Annotated in this window: 16 protein-coding genes; 8 read left to right on the top strand and 8 right to left on the bottom strand. The window is 70.9% G+C overall.

The annotated features are described in order from the left end of the window. Positions 1-197: 197 nt before the first annotated feature. A complete protein-coding gene (locus tag PUR53_RS45855) occupies positions 198-842 on the top strand; it encodes a PhzF family phenazine biosynthesis protein (RefSeq protein ID WP_329901162.1) in 645 nt (214 codons plus the stop codon). Between the two features lie 156 nt (positions 843-998). On the opposite strand, the gene PUR53_RS45850 is transcribed toward PUR53_RS45855, so the two are convergent. Both PUR53_RS45850 and map read right to left on the bottom strand, forming a co-directional pair. Beyond that, entirely contained in the window at positions 999-1,667 is a 669-nt protein-coding gene (locus tag PUR53_RS45850) for a biliverdin-producing heme oxygenase (RefSeq protein WP_329901163.1), read from the bottom strand. A 211-nt stretch (positions 1,668-1,878) separates the two neighbouring features. Next, positions 1,879-2,736, bottom strand: a complete 858-nt coding sequence (map, locus tag PUR53_RS45845) for a type I methionyl aminopeptidase (protein WP_329912414.1) — start codon at positions 2,734-2,736, stop codon at positions 1,879-1,881. Positions 2,737-2,803: 67 nt separating this feature from the next. Here map and PUR53_RS45840 point away from each other — a divergent pair, with 67 nt between their 5' ends. Continuing rightward, positions 2,804-3,031: a hypothetical protein gene (locus PUR53_RS45840; RefSeq protein WP_329901165.1), complete on the top strand. Its 228-nt coding sequence runs from the start codon at positions 2,804-2,806 to the stop codon at positions 3,029-3,031. A gap of 137 nt (positions 3,032-3,168) precedes the next feature. Here the strand turns inward: PUR53_RS45840 and PUR53_RS45835 are convergent, their stop codons facing one another. Continuing rightward, positions 3,169-3,774: a hypothetical protein gene (locus tag PUR53_RS45835; RefSeq protein WP_329912413.1), complete on the bottom strand. Its 606-nt coding sequence runs from the start codon at positions 3,772-3,774 to the stop codon at positions 3,169-3,171. A 145-nt stretch (positions 3,775-3,919) separates the two neighbouring features. Here PUR53_RS45835 and PUR53_RS45830 point away from each other — a divergent pair, with 145 nt between their 5' ends. From PUR53_RS45830 to PUR53_RS45820, 3 genes are all read left to right on the top strand, one after another. After that, positions 3,920-5,002 (top strand): sialidase family protein, encoded by a 1,083-nt coding sequence (locus PUR53_RS45830; protein WP_329912412.1) that lies wholly within the window; start codon positions 3,920-3,922, stop codon positions 5,000-5,002. 37 nt (positions 5,003-5,039) lie between these two features. After that, entirely contained in the window at positions 5,040-5,756 is a 717-nt protein-coding gene (gene npdG, locus PUR53_RS45825) for an NADPH-dependent F420 reductase (protein WP_329901168.1), read from the top strand. A 91-nt stretch (positions 5,757-5,847) separates the two neighbouring features. After that, on the top strand, positions 5,848-6,027 hold the full coding sequence (locus PUR53_RS45820) for a hypothetical protein (protein WP_319100015.1): 180 nt from the start codon (positions 5,848-5,850) through the stop codon (positions 6,025-6,027). Between the two features lie 11 nt (positions 6,028-6,038). Here PUR53_RS45820 and PUR53_RS45815 read toward each other — a convergent pair whose 3' ends face one another. Together PUR53_RS45815 and PUR53_RS45810 are read right to left on the bottom strand one after the other, a co-directional pair. Next, complete coding sequence (locus PUR53_RS45815) at positions 6,039-6,836, bottom strand: site-2 protease family protein (RefSeq protein ID WP_329912411.1); 798 nt, start codon at positions 6,834-6,836, stop codon at positions 6,039-6,041. A gap of 142 nt (positions 6,837-6,978) precedes the next feature. Further along, complete coding sequence (locus tag PUR53_RS45810) at positions 6,979-8,382, bottom strand: recombinase family protein (RefSeq protein ID WP_329901170.1); 1,404 nt, start codon at positions 8,380-8,382, stop codon at positions 6,979-6,981. Between the two features lie 121 nt (positions 8,383-8,503). Between PUR53_RS45810 and PUR53_RS45805 the strand changes: the two genes are divergently transcribed. Continuing rightward, positions 8,504-11,884, top strand: coding sequence for an AfsR/SARP family transcriptional regulator (locus tag PUR53_RS45805; protein ID WP_329912410.1), 3,381 nt, complete (start codon positions 8,504-8,506; stop codon positions 11,882-11,884). 2 nt (positions 11,885-11,886) lie between these two features. On the opposite strand, the gene PUR53_RS45800 is transcribed toward PUR53_RS45805, so the two are convergent. The 3 genes from PUR53_RS45800 to panB form a co-directional block, all read right to left on the bottom strand. Beyond that, on the bottom strand, positions 11,887-12,705 hold the full coding sequence (locus tag PUR53_RS45800) for an ABC transporter permease (RefSeq protein ID WP_329901172.1): 819 nt from the start codon (positions 12,703-12,705) through the stop codon (positions 11,887-11,889). Then, a complete protein-coding gene (locus PUR53_RS45795; RefSeq protein ID WP_329912409.1) occupies positions 12,702-13,727 on the bottom strand; it encodes an ATP-binding cassette domain-containing protein in 1,026 nt (341 codons plus the stop codon). Before PUR53_RS45795 ends, PUR53_RS45800 begins: the two co-directional genes overlap by 4 nt. A 295-nt stretch (positions 13,728-14,022) precedes the next feature. Next, the gene (gene panB, locus PUR53_RS45790) at positions 14,023-14,889 is read right to left on the bottom strand and encodes a 3-methyl-2-oxobutanoate hydroxymethyltransferase (protein ID WP_045562832.1); all 867 of its coding nucleotides are present in this window, start codon (positions 14,887-14,889) and stop codon (positions 14,023-14,025) included. 191 nt (positions 14,890-15,080) lie between these two features. Between panB and PUR53_RS45785 the strand changes: the two genes are divergently transcribed. Next, complete coding sequence (locus PUR53_RS45785; RefSeq protein WP_329912408.1) at positions 15,081-16,658, top strand: MFS transporter; 1,578 nt, start codon at positions 15,081-15,083, stop codon at positions 16,656-16,658. A 79-nt stretch (positions 16,659-16,737) separates the two neighbouring features. Beyond that, positions 16,738-17,370, top strand: coding sequence for a TetR/AcrR family transcriptional regulator (locus PUR53_RS45780; protein ID WP_329901175.1), 633 nt, complete (start codon positions 16,738-16,740; stop codon positions 17,368-17,370). The last annotated feature ends 65 nt before the right edge of the window (positions 17,371-17,435 follow it).

Raw genomic sequence — 17,435 nt, 5'->3', positions numbered from 1 at the left:
ACCCTTCCCCGGACGACCTGCCACGCCCCCGTGCGCCTTGTCGGTCCCGTCGGGCCCGTCGGCCCTCTCCGGCTCAACCGGCTTGTCCAGTACGGTCACTTGGTCCTCTCACGGATGGGGGCGGCCCTGCCCGGTCGATCCCCGGGGGTGCGGTGACCTGGTACGACCCGGGGTCTGGTTGATGTTTCAATGCGGGGGTGACCGACTTCGATGTGCTGCGGGTGTTCTGCGGACCCCGCGGCGGATACGGCAACGAACTGGGCGTCGTCCGCGAGGGCTCCGTCATGCCCGACCGCGCCGAGCGCCAGGAGTTCGCCGCCAAACTCGGCTTCAGCGAGACCGTGTTCGTGGACGACCCCGAGCGCGGTGTCATCGACATCTACACCCCCTCGCTGCGCCTGCCGTTCGCCGGTTACCCGTGCGTGGGCGCCGCCTGGCTGCTCGATGTACCCGAACTGGTCACCCCGGCCGGTGTGGTCGGGGCCCGGCTGGACGGCGAGTTCAGCTGGATCGAGGCCCTGCCGGAGTGGGCCCCGCCCCGCACGTTCCGCCAGTACGGCTCCGCCGCCGAGGTGGACGACCTACGGGTCCCCCCGCCCGGCGAGTGGATCTACGCCTGGGCCTGGGAGGACGAGGCCGCCGGCCGCGTCCGCGCCCGCGCCTTCCCCGGCCGCGACGACGGCATCGACGAGGACGAGGCCACCGGCGCCGCGGCCCTGCAACTCACCGCCCAACTGGGCCGAGCCCTGAACATCACCCAGGGCACAGGCTCCCAACTCCTGACGGCCCCGCAGCCGCACGGCTGGGTGGAGGTCGGGGGCAGGGTGTTCCTGGAACGCTAGGGACCTTTCAAGGCAGGGGGCACCCCCTGCTTTTAAGGGGCGCGGGGCTGTACCGATATGCGGCTCCGCCGCGTGGGCGCGACCAGCCCCCACCCACCCGCACCGAACCCACAACCCCAGCGTCCCCGAACCCCACCGCCCAAGCGAGCGCAGCGCCTACGCACTCAAGGGAAACTCGTCCCCCAACGCAAGAAAGACCGCGGTGTTGAGCGCGAACGCCCGCTTGCACTCACTCACGATCCGCTGCTTCTCCAGATCGTCGGCTCGCACCTGGTCCAGCAGCTCCCGGTACCCCCGCTTGAACGCGGCCGGGTTGGTGATCTGCTCGAACACATAGAACCGGACCCCGTCGCCCTTCTTGGCGAAGCCCCACGTCTTCTCGGCCCGGTCCCGGATGATCTGCCCACCGGACAGGTCTCCGAGGTACCGCGTGTAGTGGTGGGCCACATACCCGCCGGGCCAGGTGCGCGCGCACTCAGCGACCCGCGCCGCGTACTCCTCGGTCGCCGGCAGCGCCGTGAGCGTCGCCCGCCAGTCGGGGCCGCGCAGATGCTCGAGGTCCCGCTCCAGCGCGCCCAGCCGCATCAGCTCGGGCTGGACGAACGGCCCCGCGACCGGGTCGTCGGCCAGCCCCGGAGCGGCGCTCTCCAGCGCCTCGTACACGAACCACAGCTGCTCGGTGTACCGCGTGTACGCCTCGACGCCGAGTTTGCCGCCCAGCATGTCGCCCATGAACGTCGTGGTCTCCGCCTCCGTGTGCTGCTCGTGCGAGGCGGTGCGGATGAGCGTGGAGAACGCCGTGTCCGAGGTGACCGACGCGTTCATGGAGGCCTCCGGTGCCGATGAGGGATGGACGAGAACCTGCCGCCATTTTCTATACTTAGGCTTACCTAAGTCAACAGGTTCCCGACTCCCTGTCGGTAAAAACGGTACCCCGAATCCCCACCGGCCCCACATCGAATCCACGCAGGAAAGAGCCCGCCGCCGACCAGAGGCCGGGGGCGGGCTCTTTCCGCACGTCGAGGCGGGGGCGGAGCTACGGCAGCGTGAGGATCTCCGCACCGGTCTCCGTGACCACCAGCGTGTGCTCGAACTGCGCGGTCCGCTTGCGGTCCTTCGTCACGACCGTCCAGCCGTCGTCCCACATGTCGTAGTCGTACGACCCGAGCGTGAGCATCGGCTCGATCGTGAAGGTCATCCCGGTCTGGATCACGGTGGTGGCGTGCGGGGAGTCGTAGTGGGGGACGATCAGCCCGGAGTGGAACGACGAGTTGATCCCGTGCCCGGTGAAGTCGCGCACCACCCCGTACCCGAACCGCTTCGCGTACGACTCGATGACGCGCCCGATGATGTTGATCTGCCGCCCCGGCTTGACGGCCTTGATCGCGCGGGCGAGCGACTCCCGGGTCCGCTCGACGAGCAGCCTCGACTCCTCGTCGACCTCTCCCACCAGGTAGGTGGCGTTGTTGTCGCCGTGGACGCCGCCGATGTACGCCGTCACGTCCAGGTTGACGATGTCGCCGTCGTTCAGCACGGTCGAGTCGGGGATGCCGTGGCAGATGACCTCGTTGACCGAGGTGCACAGCGACTTGGGGAAACCGCGGTAGCCGAGCGTCGAGGGGTAGGCCCCGTGGTCGCACATGTACTCGTGCGCGACCCGGTCCAGCTCGTCCGTGGTGACCCCGGGCGCGATGTGCTCGGCCGCCTCGGCCATCGCCCGGGCCGCGATCCGGCCGGCGATCCGCATCGCCTCGATCGTCTCCGGAGTCTGCACCTCCGGCCCGGTGTACGGAGTCGGGGCGGGCTTGCCCACGTACTCGGGACGGCGGATGTTCCCCGGTACGGGGCGGGCGGGGGAGAGCTTCCCCGGTGCGAGCAGCGACTGGCCAGACATGCCAGCGAGTTTAACCAGCGGTGGTGGGGGACCATGTCGGTGACGACTGGCGAAGGGAACTCAGGTCATGCCCCTGTTCAAACGGCGTACGGCCGGCAAGCCCGGTGAGTGGTTCTACTGCCTGGAACACAAGAAGGTCGAAGAGGGCCCCGACTGCCCCGGAAAGGACCGCATGGGCCCCTACGCCTCCCGCCAGGACGCCGAGCGGGCGATGGAGACGGCCCAGGAACGCAACGCGGAGTGGGAGACGGACCCGCGCTGGCACGACACCCCGTCCGGGGAGCCCGGCGCCTGACCTGCCGGCCGTCTCCTCACCACTCCGCGGGAGCGGAGGGGCGGCCGTCGCGCGGAATCCGCCGCCGCGCGGAACCCGCCGCCGCGCGGGAGCGCCGGGGCCGCCCCGGCGGGAAACCGTCCCGGTGGCCGACAGGGTCACCAGCGGGTGGGCGGCGGGGCGGTCAGCTGGTCGGCGAGACGGGAGAGGCGGTCCCGGAAACGGCGTCGCCCCCTCGGCGCCGGCAGCGCGTTCTCGCCGGCGGCCGCGCTGACCAGGTGCTGGACCATGTCGAGGTCGACCTCGGGTGCGGCGGGCGGTGCCGTCAACGAGTCGTGGGTCAGCGCGTCGAGCTCCCCGTCGCCGGTGTCCAGCGAGAGCACCGTCGCCCCGGCCCGCCGCGCGTCGTGGACCCGCTCCAGCAGCGCGGCGCCCGGCGCGGACGGCGCCACCACGAGCAGGGTCTCGCCCCGCCGCGCCGCCGACACCCGCCCGAGCCCCACCGCGAGGTGCGCCGGATCCGAGGCCCGCGCGGAGTGCCGGACGAGCGTGGGGGAGAGCTCCGGCGTACCGGACCAGGCCGCCTCGTCCACCAGGTGCGCCGCGAGGTGCCACGGCTCGTACTCTGCCGTGCCGACGAGCAGCAGCCCACCGCCGTACGACACCACGGAACCCCGCAACGCCCCCGCGAACCGGCGCGTGGCCCCCAGCCACTCCGTCCCGGCGAGCACCTCACGCAACAACGCGACCCGTACGGCATCCATGCGCCCGCATCCTGCCGCAACCGGACACTCGTGACCCGGTGTTCACCCCGAATTAGCCCGAGCCGGGCACGCAGGCCGAACAACGACCGCCACGGGCCCACCGCACCACCACCCCACGAGCCGCCCCCCACCCCAGGAGCCCCCCATGACCCCCACGCCCCAGTCCAGCGTCCCCTTCCGGGCCGGTCGCGAAGGCTATGCCAGCTTCCGGATCCCGGCGGTCGTCGTCACCCCCTCCGGCGCCCTGCTCGCCTTCTGCGAGGGGCGGGTCGGCGGGCGGGAGGACTTCGGGAACATCGACATCGTGGTGAAGCGGTCGACGGACGGAGGCCGGACCTGGGGCCCGCTCCAGGTCGCCGCCAAGAACGGCGACGCCCTCGCCGGCAACCCCGCCCCCGTCGTCCTCGACACGGGCCGGATCCTGCTGGTCCACATCCGCAACGCCGCCCACGCCACGGAGGACGCCATCCGCCGCGGCGCGGTGAGTGCGGCGGACGGCCGTCGCGTCTGGGTGCAGCACAGCGACGACGAGGGGCGGACGTGGTCCGACCCCAGGGAGATCACCCAGCAGACCAAGAAGCCCGAGTGGCGGTGGTACGCCACCACCCCCGGCCACGCGCTCCAGCTCACCACCGGCCGCGTCGTCGTTCCCGCCAACCACTCCCTCCCGCCCGCCGGCGCGGACAACGGCACGGAGGGCAAGTACAACGGCGGCCACTGCCTGCTGAGCGACGACGCGGGCGCCACCTGGCGCATCGGATACGTCGACGACAACACCGACGGCTACATCAACGCCAACGAGACCACCGCCGCCGAACTCCCCGACGGCCGGGTCTACTTCAACACCCGCAACGACTCCCCGGCCCCCGGCACCCGCGCCGACGCCCACTCCACGGACGGCGGCGAGAGCCTCATCAAGCCGTTCCGGCCGCAGGCGAGCATCGTCGGACCGGTCGTCGAGGGCAGCGTCCTCCAACTCCGCGACCCCGACCTGCTCCTCCACTCCGGCCCCGCCGACCCCGGCTTCCGCGCCCTGATGACCGTCCGCGCCAGCACCGACGACGGTGTCACCTGGCGCCCGGTGCACACCGTCGACGGGCTGCCCGCCGCGTACTCCGACCTCGTACGCGTCGACCGGGACACCGTCGGACTGCTCTACGAGACGGGCGACTTCAGCGCGTACGAGACGATCACGTTCCGCCGGGTCCCCGTGACCACGCTCACCTGACGGTCTCCCGCCCCGCACCCGCACGTAAAGTCGGCCCATGACCTCAACTGACAGTGCACAGCAGTCCACCGCGAAGGCCCCCGCCAAGGACCCCTGGGACCTGCCGGACGTCTCGGGACTCGTCGTCGGCGTGCTCGGCGGCACCGGTCCGCAGGGCAAGGGCCTCGCCTACCGCCTCGCCAAGGCCGGCCAGAAGGTGATCATCGGGTCGCGGGCCGCCGACCGCGCCCAGGGCGTCGCCCAGGAGCTCGGCCACGGCGTCGAGGGCGCCGACAACGCCGAGACCGCCCGCCGCAGCGACATCGTGATCGTCGCGGTGCCGTGGGACGGGCACGGCAAGACCCTCGAATCGCTGCGCGCGGAACTGGCCGGCAAGCTCGTCGTCGACTGCGTCAACCCGCTCGGCTTCGACAAGAAGGGCGCCTACGCGCTGAAGCCGGAGGAGGGCAGCGCCGCCGAGCAGGCCGCCGCCCTGCTGCCGGACTCGCGGGTCACCGCCGCCTTCCACCACCTCTCCGCCGTCCTCCTGGAGGACCCGGAGATCGAGGAGATCGACACCGATGTGATGGTCCTCGGCGAGGAGCGTGCCGACGTCGAGATCGTGCAGGCGCTGGCCGGTCGCATCCCCGGCATGCGCGGCATCTTCGCCGGCCGGCTGCGCAACGCCCACCAGGTCGAGTCCCTGGTCGCCAACCTGATCTCCGTGAACCGCCGCTACAAGGCCCACGCGGGCATCCGCCTGACGGACGTGTGACCCGCCGAGGCGACGTACGCACCCGTACGGGCATGGGGGACACTGGACGACGCACCACCTCGTCCGACCGCCTTCCCAGGAGCCGACCCCCATGCCCCGCCTCGCCGTCTACGCGCTCGTCGTCTGTCTCCTCGCGGTCACCGCGGCCGTGGTCTCCTTCAGCCGGGGCAGCTGGCTGGGAGTCGTGTGGGTGCTGATGGCCGGCCTGTCGTCCAACATGACCTGGTACTACGTGCGCAAGGCGAAGCTGGAGCGCTCCGCCGCCGGCTGAGTCCCCGGCCGTCACATCCCCGTGAGGCAGATGTCGCTGTCCTCGCGCCAGAAGCGGTAGAGCCAGTAGCCGCAGTCGGACAGCCGGTCCTCGATCCCGAGGCCCCGCATGAACGCGTCGATCACGTCCCAGAACACGCCGTTCACCGCCGGGATCCACAGGACCGCGAAGACGAGCAGCAGCCCGAAGGGCGCCAGCGGCTCCACCTGGCGACGGATCTTGTACGACAGCCAGGGCTCGATGACGCCGTACCCGTCCAGGCCGGGCACCGGGAGGAAGTTCAGGATCGCCGCCGTGACCTGGAGCATCGCCAGGAAGGCCAGGGCGAACAGGAAGGCCATCGGGACGCCGTCGGTGACCCCCAGCCAGAAGGGCGCGGTGCAGACGGCCGCGAACAGCACGTTCGTCAGCGGGCCCGCCGCCGAGATCAGACTGTGCTTCCAGCGGCCCTGGATCCGGCCCCGCTCGATGAACACCGCACCACCGGGCAGACCGATCCCGCCCATGATCACGAACACGACGGGCAGCACGATGCTGAGCAGGGCATGGGTGTAGGCGAGAGGGTTGAGGCTCAAATAGCCTTTTGTGCCGACGGTGATGTCTCCGCTGTGGAGCGCGGTACGGGCGTGGGCGTACTCGTGCAGACAGAGGGAGACCACCCAGGCCGAGGTGACGAAAAGGAAGACGGCAAGCCCCGGCGCCGATGCGAAGCCTGTCCACACCGCCCAACCGGTGACCGCCATGACGGCGACGATCCCGAGGAAGACCGGGCTGATCCGGTGGTCGCTGGTGCGAGAGGTGATGGTCATGTACAGGGCTCCTGATATGGGTCCGTCGGTGCGCGGGGGGAATCGACTGTGATGGTGAACATGAGGACAACGTTCTGAGAGACGGTTGCTCTCCCGGGACGATTCTCCGTTCAGCACCTGCCCACCTGCCGTGGGACCCCTCTCACATCAGGAACTTGGCAAGGCGTTCCCGGAAGTCTGCGGGAATGTCCGGAACATGGCCGCCGCGCTCTCGCGGATGACATTTGATCGTGATGCCGGCGCGGATCAGGTCCTCGCCGATCTCCGCGACCCCCATGCTCAGCCACCGCTCGGCGAAGGTCGAGCCCAGTGGCACGAACTGCCAACGATCCTCATCGATGTCGCGGGGCGGAAGGTCGGCCTCACTTCTGCTTCCGGTTCGCCGGACGTACTCACGGCGCACGACGGGTGTGTCACCGAACGCCTTGACCAGCATGCCCAGGATCGGGGTGACGATGTCGTCGTCCGGAACGAACGCATAGCCAGGGCAGGCCGGGGAGCCGACGCGCGAAAGGCAGCGGATCTTTTCGGTGATCCGGTACGTACCGTCTTTGCGCCGCTTCCTTGTCGTGTGCAGCTGAAGGTTCTTGCCGCATCCGCCGCACTTGATCACGTTGAGGAGCGGGGTCCTGGGTGTCGCGGGACGGCGGCCCGACGGGGCGGCTGAATCGGCCAGGACGCCCTGCAGGCGGTCGAAGGTCTCCTGATCCAGCACTCCTGCGGCCACACGGACCGGACCGCCCTCCTGATCGCGAACCAGTTCACGCTTCCTGTACTTCCGACCGGGCACATCCACGCTGCGTGTCTTCCAGCCGAGCAGCGTGGGCGAGGTGAGGATTCCCTTCAGCGTGCGCGGATACCAGACGAAGTCCTTCCCCGACCTGTTGCGCTGGTACGTGTCCGCGGGCGCAGGTACCCCTCGCGCCTCGAAGTCCCGGCAGATGGCGTTGACCGGTTCGCCGCCGATGACGCGCTGGGCTGCCTCCTTCACGACAGCCGCCGTCTCCGGATTGATCTCCAGGTAACGGGCTCCGTCTCTCGCGTACGTCCTGTAGCCGAACGGCGGTGAACTCCCGCCCCACCGTGTGGAGGTGAGGAGGTGCGCACGCGAAGAGGTGACCCGCTCGGCTGCGGCTCGGGCTTCCATCTGGGCGAACGTCGCGATCATGGTGGCGGTCGCCTTGCCCGTCGGACTCGTGAGGTCGAACGGTTCGGTGGCGGATACGAGGCCCTTGCCGCCGTGCTTCTGTGCCCACTCGATCATCTTGTGAAGATCACTGACTCGACGAACGAACCGATCGAGTCGCCAGAAGACGACGACGTCGAATTCGGGAGCGCGTTCGTCGAGCCAGCGGGACAGCTCCGGACGTCGCCATGGTGGCACGGCGGTGGCGGAGACCGAGAGATCACTGGCGACCCCTACGACCTCCCAGCCGCGCGACGCACAAAAGGAGCTGCACTCTTCGATTTGCCGCTCAGGACTGGTGGTCGATTCGGTTCGGACAGTCAGCCGGACGGTGATGAGTGCTCGCAGAGATCTTCCCATGGCGGCGAAGGTAGCGTGGGTGTATCTAAGCTACTGAGAGTTCCATGAATTAGCTGTCTGATCTCTGGTGGCGTGCTAAAAGGAAGTTCGTCAGGACTGCGGGGCGAGTGAGAATGACTCCGTGCGCTACCGCATCCTCGGCACCACCCAGGCCCTGCAGTCCGACGGCACCCCCGTCCCCGTCGGGGGCGCACGCCTGCGCGCCCTACTGACCGTGCTCGCGCTGCGACCGGGACGTACGGTGCCCGCGCCCGTCCTCGTCGACGAGGTGTGGACCCACGACCCGCCCGCCGACGCGCCGGGCGCGCTCCAGGCGCTGGTCGGCCGGCTGCGCAGGGCGCTCGGCCCGGACGCGGTCGCCTCGGTGAACGGCGGCTACCGGCTCACGGCCACCCGGGACGACATCGACCTGCACCGCTTCGAACGCCTCGTGGACGAGGGCGCCCGCGCGCTCGCCGACGGTGACCCGGCCAAGGCCGCCGACGTCCTCGACGACGCCCTCGCCCTCTGGCAGGGCCCACCCCTCGCCGACCTCCCCGACCGCGCCGCCGAGGCCGCCCGCTGGGAGACCCGCCGCCTCGACGCCCACCGCGCCCGCCTCGACGCCGCCCTCGCCCTGGGCCGCCCCGACACCGCCCTCCCGGACCTCACCGCCCTCTGCGACACCCACCCCCTCGACGAACCCCTCCAGGCCCTCCGCCTCCGCGCCCTCCGCGACACCGGCCGCACGGCGGAGGCCCTGGCCGCCTACGAGCAGATACGCCGCCTCCTGGCAGCCCGCCTGGGCGCGAGCCCGGGCCCGGTCCTCAGCAGACTGCACACAGAACTCCTGCGATCGAACGAAACCGCGCCCCGAAAGGGGCGCGGGGAACTGCGCGACCAGCCCCCACCGGAGGGACGTCTGGGGGTCGAAGGGGCGCAGCCCCTGGAGGAAGGGACGGGAAGGGGCGGCGGGGGCGAAAAACCGCACCGGCACCCCCACCCCACCCGCCCCCCGGGCAACCTCCGCGCCCGCCTCACCTCCTTCGTGGGCCGAGACACCGACATAGACACGATTCGCGACGACCTCACCACCACCCGCCTCGTGACCCTCCTCGGCCCCGGCGGCGCGGGAAAGACCCGCCTCTCCCAAGAGGCCGGCGACGCGATGGCCGCAGCCATGCCGGACGGCGTCTGGCTCGCCGAACTCGCCCCCGTCGACGACCCCGCGAACGTCCCGGAGGCCGTCCTCACCGCCCTGGGCGCCCGCGAGACCGTCCTGAGGGGCGCCGGCGCCGAGGAGATGCGCGTCGCGGCGGACCGCCCCGACGACCCCCTGGTCCGCCTCGCCGAGCACTGCGCCGGCCGCCGCATGCTGCTGATCCTCGACAACTGCGAACACGTCGTGGACGCCGCCGCCCACCTCGTCGACCACCTCCTCCGCCGGTGCCCGGGGCTGACCGTCCTGGCCACCAGCCGCGAACACCTCGGCGTACCGGGGGAGTTGCTGCGCCCGGTGGAACCGCTGACGGAACCCCACGCGCTGCGCCTGCTCGCCGACCGGGGAGCGGCCGCCCGGCCCGGGTTCACCGTCGACGCCGACCCGGAGGCCGCCGCCGAGATCTGCCGCCGCCTCGACGGACTGCCGCTCGCGATCGAGCTGGCGGCGGCCCGGCTGCGGATGCTGACGCCCCGCCAGATCGCCGACCGTCTCGACGACCGCTTCCGGCTGCTCACCTCGGGCAGCCGTACGGTGCTGCCCCGGCAGCAGACCCTGCGCGCCGTCGTCGACTGGTCCTGGGAGCTCCTCGACGAGGAGGAACGGGACGTCCTGCGACGGCTGTCGGTGTTCGCCGGCGGCTGCGACCTGGCCGCCGCCGAGGCCGTCTGCGGTCCCGCCGCGCTGGAGGCGCTCGGCTCCCTCGTCGACAAGTCCCTCGTCGTGGCGGCCCCTTCGGCGGTTCCCGCGGCCGGTGCGATGCGCTACCGCCTCCTGGAGACCGTCGTCGAGTACGCCGGCGAACGGCTCGACGAGACGGGCACCCGCCCCGCCGCCGAACGCGCGCACCTCACGTACTACCGCGAACTCGCCCGCGCCACCGACCCGTTGCTGCGCGGCTCCGGCCAGCGCGCCGCGATCGAGCTGCTGGAGCTGGAGTACGAGAACATCCGCACCGCCCTCAGACGCGCCGTCGCCGAGCGGGACGAGCAGGAGGCGCTCTGTCTGACCCTGGCGCTGTGCTGGTACTGGCAGATGCGTGACCTGAAGACCGAGGCCCGGCACTGGTCCGCGCAGGTCAAGGAACTCGGCCCGGACCCCTTCACCGCCCCCGCGCGCCCCGTGCCGGACCTGCGCGGACGTGCCGTCGACAGTCCGCCGCCGATGAGCCCGGACGTCCTCGACGAGGCCCGGCGCGGTGCGCACCTTGTCCATCTGGCCTGCATGGACATGGATCTGCCCGCCTGGGAGACGCCCGAGGGTCAGGAGCGGCTGCGGGTCATCAGCGAGACCTACCGGCCGGGCCAGCCGCAGACCTGCCGCTTCCCCGGCTTCATGTGGTTCTACGCCGTCCTGCTGACCGGTGACATGGACCGGCTGCGCGCCATCCTGGACGCCAACATCCGCACCTGCCGCGAACTCGGCTACACCTGGGAGCTGGCGCAGACCCTGCAGATGAGGGCCAACATCCTCGCCAACCGCAGCGACTGGGCCGGCGACGCCACCGTCGACGCCGACGAGTCGCTGGAGATCTTCGACCGGCTCGGGGACGCCTGGGGAGCCGCCGAGGCGCTCTCGGCGCGCGGCGAGGCCCGGGAGCGCCAGGGTGAGTTCGCGGCCGCCGCCGCGGATTTCGAGCGGGCCATCGAGTACGCCGAACGGCTCGGCACCAACGCCCAGTTGGGCATCCTCGGCGTCCGGCTCGGCAGTGTGCTGGTGGAGGGCGGCGAGGGCGAGCGGGGCGAGAAGATGCTGTTCGACGTGCTGGACGCCGGGCGGCACGCCGCCCGGGAGGCGATGCCCGCGGCCCGACTCTTCCTCGCCGTTCGGCTCGGCCGCACCGGACGGCAGGCCGAGGCCCGCAGGCAACTCGTCCTGCTGCGCGAGGACTTCGAGGCCGCCCACTTCGTGCTCTTCGCCGGGTACGTCCTCGGTGTCGAGGGCTGGCTGGAGGGCGTGGACGGACGCCACGAGGAGGCGCTGCGGCTGATCCGTCAGGCCCTGGAGCGGAGCCTGGACAAGCTGTCCCTGGTGGTCACGCCCCATATGCCCTCCCTCCACTTCGTCACCGCCGCGCTGTCCGTCGCGGGGGTCGACGGTGGGGCCCGCGCCCTGGACGCGGCCCGCCTCCTCGGCGCCGCCGACGCGCATCTGCCGCCGGGCCACTTCTCCAGCCCGTGGGAGGTCGAGGGCCGCGCGCAGGCCGAGCGCGAGGTCCGGGCACTGCTGGACGACGCGGCCTACGAGCGGGCGTGCGCCGAGGGCGGCGCCCTCTCCCTCGCGGAGGCCGCCGCCCTCGTCTGAGTTCAGCTCTTCGTCTTGAACTTGTGGATCGCGATGGGCGCCATCACCGCCGTCAGCGCCACCGACCAGCCGACGGTGACCAGCAGGTCATGGGCGATGGGCCCGCCCGTCATCAGCCCGCGCGCCGCGTCCGCGAGGGACGACAGCGGGTTGTAGTCGGTGAACGCCTGCAGCCAGCCCGGCATGGACTGCGTCGGCGCGAAGATCGACGAGCCGAACTGCAGCGGGAACAGGACCAGGAAGCCGACGCCCTGCACGGACTGCGCGCTGTTCAGCGTCACGCCCAGCACCAGGAAGATCCACATCAGGGACGAGCCGAAGACGACGGACAGGCCCACCGCGGCGAACAGCCCCGGCCAGCTGGTGACGTCGAAGCCGACGAGGACACCGACGGTCAGCAGGATCGTCGTGGCGACCAGGTTGCGCAGCAGCTCGACGAAGATCTTCGCGAGCAGCACCGAGGAACGGCCGATCGGCAGGGACCGGAAACGGTCCATGATGCCTTTCTGGAAATCCTCGTTGAACCCGGTGCCGACCCCCATGGCCATGTTCATGCCCGTCATCGCCATCAGGCCCGGCACCACGTACTGCACGTACTGCTCCTGGCCGCCGCCCAGCGCCTGCCCGATGGAGCCGCCGAAGACGTACACGAAGAGCAGGGTGAAGACGATCGGCATCAGGACCGCGTCGAACATCGACTCGGGGTTCTGCCGGATCCACAGCAGATTGCGCCGAATGAGCGCGCCGGTGTGCCGGGCATGGGCCCGCGGCCCGATCCGGCCGTCGGCCTCGCCGGTGGTGGGCAGGGTGGCGGCACTCATACGGATACCTCTTCGTACGCGGGGGACGGGACGGCGTCCTGCGCCGCACTGGTCTTGTGGCCGGTGAGGGACAGGAACACCTCGTCCAGGCTGGGCAGTTCGGTGCTGATCGAGGCGATGGTGACGCCGCGCGCGGTGATCGCGCCGACGACGGCGGTCAGCTGCTCGTCGCTGAGGATCGGCACGAGCAGGGTGCCGGTCTCGGGGTCCACGGTGGTGGTGGCGAGCCCGGTGATCCCCAGGCCGTCCAGGTCCCCGGCCAGCGGGCGCAGCTGCACCGGATCGGCCGTCCGGACCCGGAGCGTACGCCCGCCGACCTGCGCCTTCAGTTCCTCGATCCGGCCGCCCGCGATCACCTTTCCCTGGTCGATCACGGTCAGCTCGGAGGCCAGCTGCTCGGCCTCCTCCATGTACTGCGTGGTCAGCAGCACGGTCACGCCGTCGCCGACCATCCGCTTCACCTCGGCCCACACCTCGTTGCGGGTGTGCGGGTCCAGACCGGTCGTCGGCTCGTCCAGGTACAGCACGGCCGGGCTGCCGATCATGGACGCGGCCAGGTCGAGCCGCCGCCGCATACCGCCCGAGTACGTCGCCGCCGGGCGCCCGGAGGCCTCGGTCAGCGAGAACCGCTCCAGCAGACCGGTCGCGCGGCTCTTGGCCTCCTTGCGGGGCAGGTCGAGCAGCCGGCCGATCATGTACAGGTTCTCGAAGCCGGACAGCTTCTCGTCCACGGAGGCGTACTGGCCGGTCAGGCTGATCACCCGGCGCAGCTGGCGCGGCTGCCGTACGACGTCGTACCCGGCCACGGTCGCCTGCCCCGCGTCCGGTGTGATCAGCGTGGACAGGCACCGCACGAGCGTGGTCTTGCCCGCCCCGTTGGGGCCGAGCACGCCCATCACCGTGCCCTCCCGTACGTCGAGGTCGACACCGTCCAGCGCCCTGGTCTCCCCGTAGTGCTTGACCAGCCCCCGCACGGCGACAGCGCCCTTCGCGCCGCTGGCGTTCTTGTCGATTCGTGTCATGAGGACGACGGTCGCAGAGCCGACCGACAGACCACCGACAGCCCACCGACAGCCGCCGACGCGCGGGAGGGGGTGGGGGTTCGGTTCGTCGGCGGGTGCGGGTGGGTGGGGCTTCTCGCGCAGTTCCCCGCGCCCCTGAAAAGCAGGGGCTGCGCCCCATGCTCTTCAGGCCCGCAGGGCCGTGGTCTTTTCAGGCCCGCAGGGGCCTGAAGCTTTTAGGGGCGCGGGGAACTGCGCGAGAAGCCCCACCGGACCCGCACCCGACAACGCACCCGGCCCAGCGGACCCGGAGGGCCTAGTGGACGGAGTGCTCCTCCAGCGGGAACGTCCCACCCACGACGTCCTCCGCGAACGCCTTCGCCGCGTCCCCCATGACCGTACGGAGATCCGCGTACTTCTTGACGAACTTCGGCACCCGCCCACCCGTCAGCCCGAGCATGTCGGTCCACACGAGCACCTGCGCGTCCGTCTCGGCCCCGGCACCGATGCCGACCGTCGGAATGTGCAGCACCCGCGTGACCTCAGCCGCCAGCTCCGCAGGAACCAGCTCCAGGACGACCGCGAACGCGCCCGCGTCCTGGACGGCCTTGGCGTCGCGCAGCAGCTGCTGTGCGGCCTCCTCGCCGCGCCCCTGCACGCGGTAGCCCATCGCGTTGACGGACTGCGGCGTGAGGCCGATGTGGGCCATCACGGGGATGCCGGACTCGACCAGCAGCTCGATCTGGCGGTGCGACCGCTCGCCGCCCTCCAGCTTGACCGCGCCGACCCCGGCCTCCTTGACCAGCCGGGTGGCCGAGCGCAGCGCCTGCACCGGGCCCTCCTGGTAGGAGCCGAAGGGCAGGTCGCCGACGATCAGGGCGCGGCTGGTGCCCCGTACGACGGCCGCGGAGAGCATGGTCATCTCGTCGAGGGTGACGGGCACGGTCGACTCGTACCCGAGGTGGCAGTTGCCCGCGGAGTCGCCGACGAGCATCACCGGGATGCCGGCCTCGTCGAAGACGGACGCGGTCATCGCGTCGTAGGCGGTGAGCATGGGCCACTTCTCGCCGCGTTCCTTGGCGAGGGCGATGTCCCGGACCGTGATACGGCGTGTGCCCTTGCCCCCGTACAGCGCCTTGCTGCCGTCGGAGGGCTTCGTCTGGGCAGCCGAAAGCTGCGTCATCGCTCCAGCTCCTTCATGTCATCTCGAGGCACCCTGACGGTGTCCCCGGACCACGTCCCATGGTGGCACCTAGGACGGGACAGGGCCAGAGCGGGTACATGTGACCGTGCAGGCATACGGCGTGTAAGAGCCGGGTAAAAGATTTTCGATACGAGACGGTCCCGTATCGAAATAGGTCTAGGGTCGACGACATGACTACCGCAGTCCCTGACTCCCGCATACCGGCGGCAGTGCACCGGCGCCGCTGGGCGATCCTCGGTGTGCTGATGCTGAGCCTGCTGATCGTGGTGCTCGACAACTCGATCCTCAACGTCGCCATCAAGACGATCTCCACCCCGGCGCCCACCGGGCTCGGCGCCACCCAGAGCGAGCTGGAGTGGGCGATCAACGCCTACACGCTGGTCTTCGCGGGGTTGCTGTTCTCCGCCGGTCTCCTCGGCGACCGCCTCGGCCGCAAGAAGGTGCTGCTCGGCGGCCTCGTCGTCTTCGGCATCGGCTCCGCGCTGGCCGCCCTGTCGGGCTCCCCGGGCGAGCTGATCGCCTTTCGTGCGGTCATGGGCCTCGGTGCCGCCTTCGTCATGCCCGCCACCCTCGCCGTCCTGATGAACGTCTTCGAGCGCGACGAGCAGCCGAAGGCCATCGGCATCTGGGCGGGCGGCGTCGGCCTGGCCATCGCCATCGGCCCGATCACGGGCGGCCTCCTGCTGGACCACTTCTGGTGGGGCTCGGTCTTCCTGATCAACGTGCCGATCGTCGTCCTCGCCCTCGGCCTGATGCTCTGGCTGGTCCCCGACTCACGCGACCCGAACCCCGGCCGTGTCGACCCCGTCGGCGTCCTGCTCTCCGTCGTCGGCCTCGTCCTCCTCGTCTACGGCATCATCCGTGGCGGCCAGCTCGCCGACTTCACCGACGCCACCGTCCTCGCGCCCAGCCTGGGCGGCCTCGCGGTCCTCGCCGCCTTCGTCGTCTTCGAGAAGCGCAGCGACCACCCGTCCATCGACATGGACTTCTTCAAGAACAAGGTGTTCTCCGCCGCCATCGGCGTGATCGGCCTGGTCTTCTTCGCGCTGATGGGCGTGACCTTCTTCTCCGTCTTCTACACCCAGACCGTACGCGGCTACTCCCCGCTCCAGACCGGCCTGTTGATGCTCCCGCTGGCCGTCGCGCAGCTCGTCTTCGCGCCCCGCGCCCGCCTCGTTGTCGACCGGTTCGGCAACAGCGCGGTGTGCACGGCCGGCATGACGCTGATCGCCGCCATGCTGGCCGCGTTCGCGGTGCTGGAGGCGGACACCCCGATCTGGATCCTCGAAGTCGTCTTCTTCTTCATGGGCGTTGGCATGGCGCACGTCATGACCCCGCTGAGCGTCGTCATCATGCAGGCCCTGCCGCGCGAGAAGGCCGGCTCGGCGTCCGCGCTCAGCAACACCTTCCGGCAGGTCGGCGGCGCCCTCGGTATCGCCGTCCTCGGTTCGGTGCTCTCCACCGCCTACCGCGGCGGCATCGAGGACAAGCTGCCGGACGGCGCCCCGCACGCCGCCGCCGAGTCCATCGAGGCCACCCTCGGGCTCGCCGCCCGGCTCGGCGAGCGGGGCGAGTCCCTGGTCACCCCGGCCCACGACGCCTTCCTGCACGCCATGCACGTGACCGCCCTGTGCGGGGCCGGTATCGCCCTCCTCGGCGCGGTGGCCATGGCGGTGTTCCTGCCGGGACGGCCGAAGAGCGGCCAAGAGGGCGAGGAGGAGACGGAGTTGGTGGCCGTCGACCACTGACGGAGAATCGGACCGACGCGCGAGTGGGTCGAACCGGCCACGAGTGCGTCGGCCCAGCACACGAGAGACGGAGTCGACCTTGAGCCTCGCCGAGAGCCACGCCGGAGACGGGCGGGTCCGGGACGGGAGGCCCGTACGCGGGCGGCCCCGCAGCGAGGCCGTGGAGCGGTCCATCATCGAGGGCGTGATGAGACTCCTCGAAGACGGGGTGCCGCTCGCGGAGTTGTCGATCGAGCGGGTGGCGCGCACCGCCGGTGTCGGCAAGGCGACCATCTACCGCCGCTGGAGCGGCAAGGAGGCCCTCTTCGTCGACGTACTGCGCGCCGCCGAACCCCCGGACCCGGTGCTGCCCGGCACCTCGATGCGCGACGACCTGGTCGTCTTCCTGGAGGCGGCACGCCGGCGCGGGCTGCTCAACCGGCCCTCGGCGATCCTGCACAACGTCATCGCCCAGATGAAGAGCAGCCCCAAGATCTGGGACGCCTACCACGCGGACGTCGTCGCCCCCCGCCGCCGGGCCCTCGCCGACGTCCTGCGCCGGGGCCGGGACAACGGCGAACTCCGGCCGGACGTGGACATCGACCTCGTCGGCGACCTGGTCTTCGGCCCCATGCTGGTCCGCACCGTCATGCGCCCGGACGCCCCTCTCCCCGAGGACCTCGCGGAGAGGATCGTCGACACGGTCCTCGAAGGGCTCCGCCCTCCTGACTGACCGCCGGCAGCCTGCGAAGTGAGTCACAGTGATGTGCGCGTTTCGTTACAGACGTCGGGGCCTGT

Source organism: Streptomyces sp. SP18BB07 (assembly GCF_036322545.1).
Taxonomy (GTDB): domain Bacteria; phylum Actinomycetota; class Actinomycetes; order Streptomycetales; family Streptomycetaceae; genus Streptomyces; species Streptomyces deccanensis.
The sequence above is the reverse complement of the archived record's forward strand: the minus strand, read 5'-3'. Positions and strand labels throughout refer to the sequence as shown.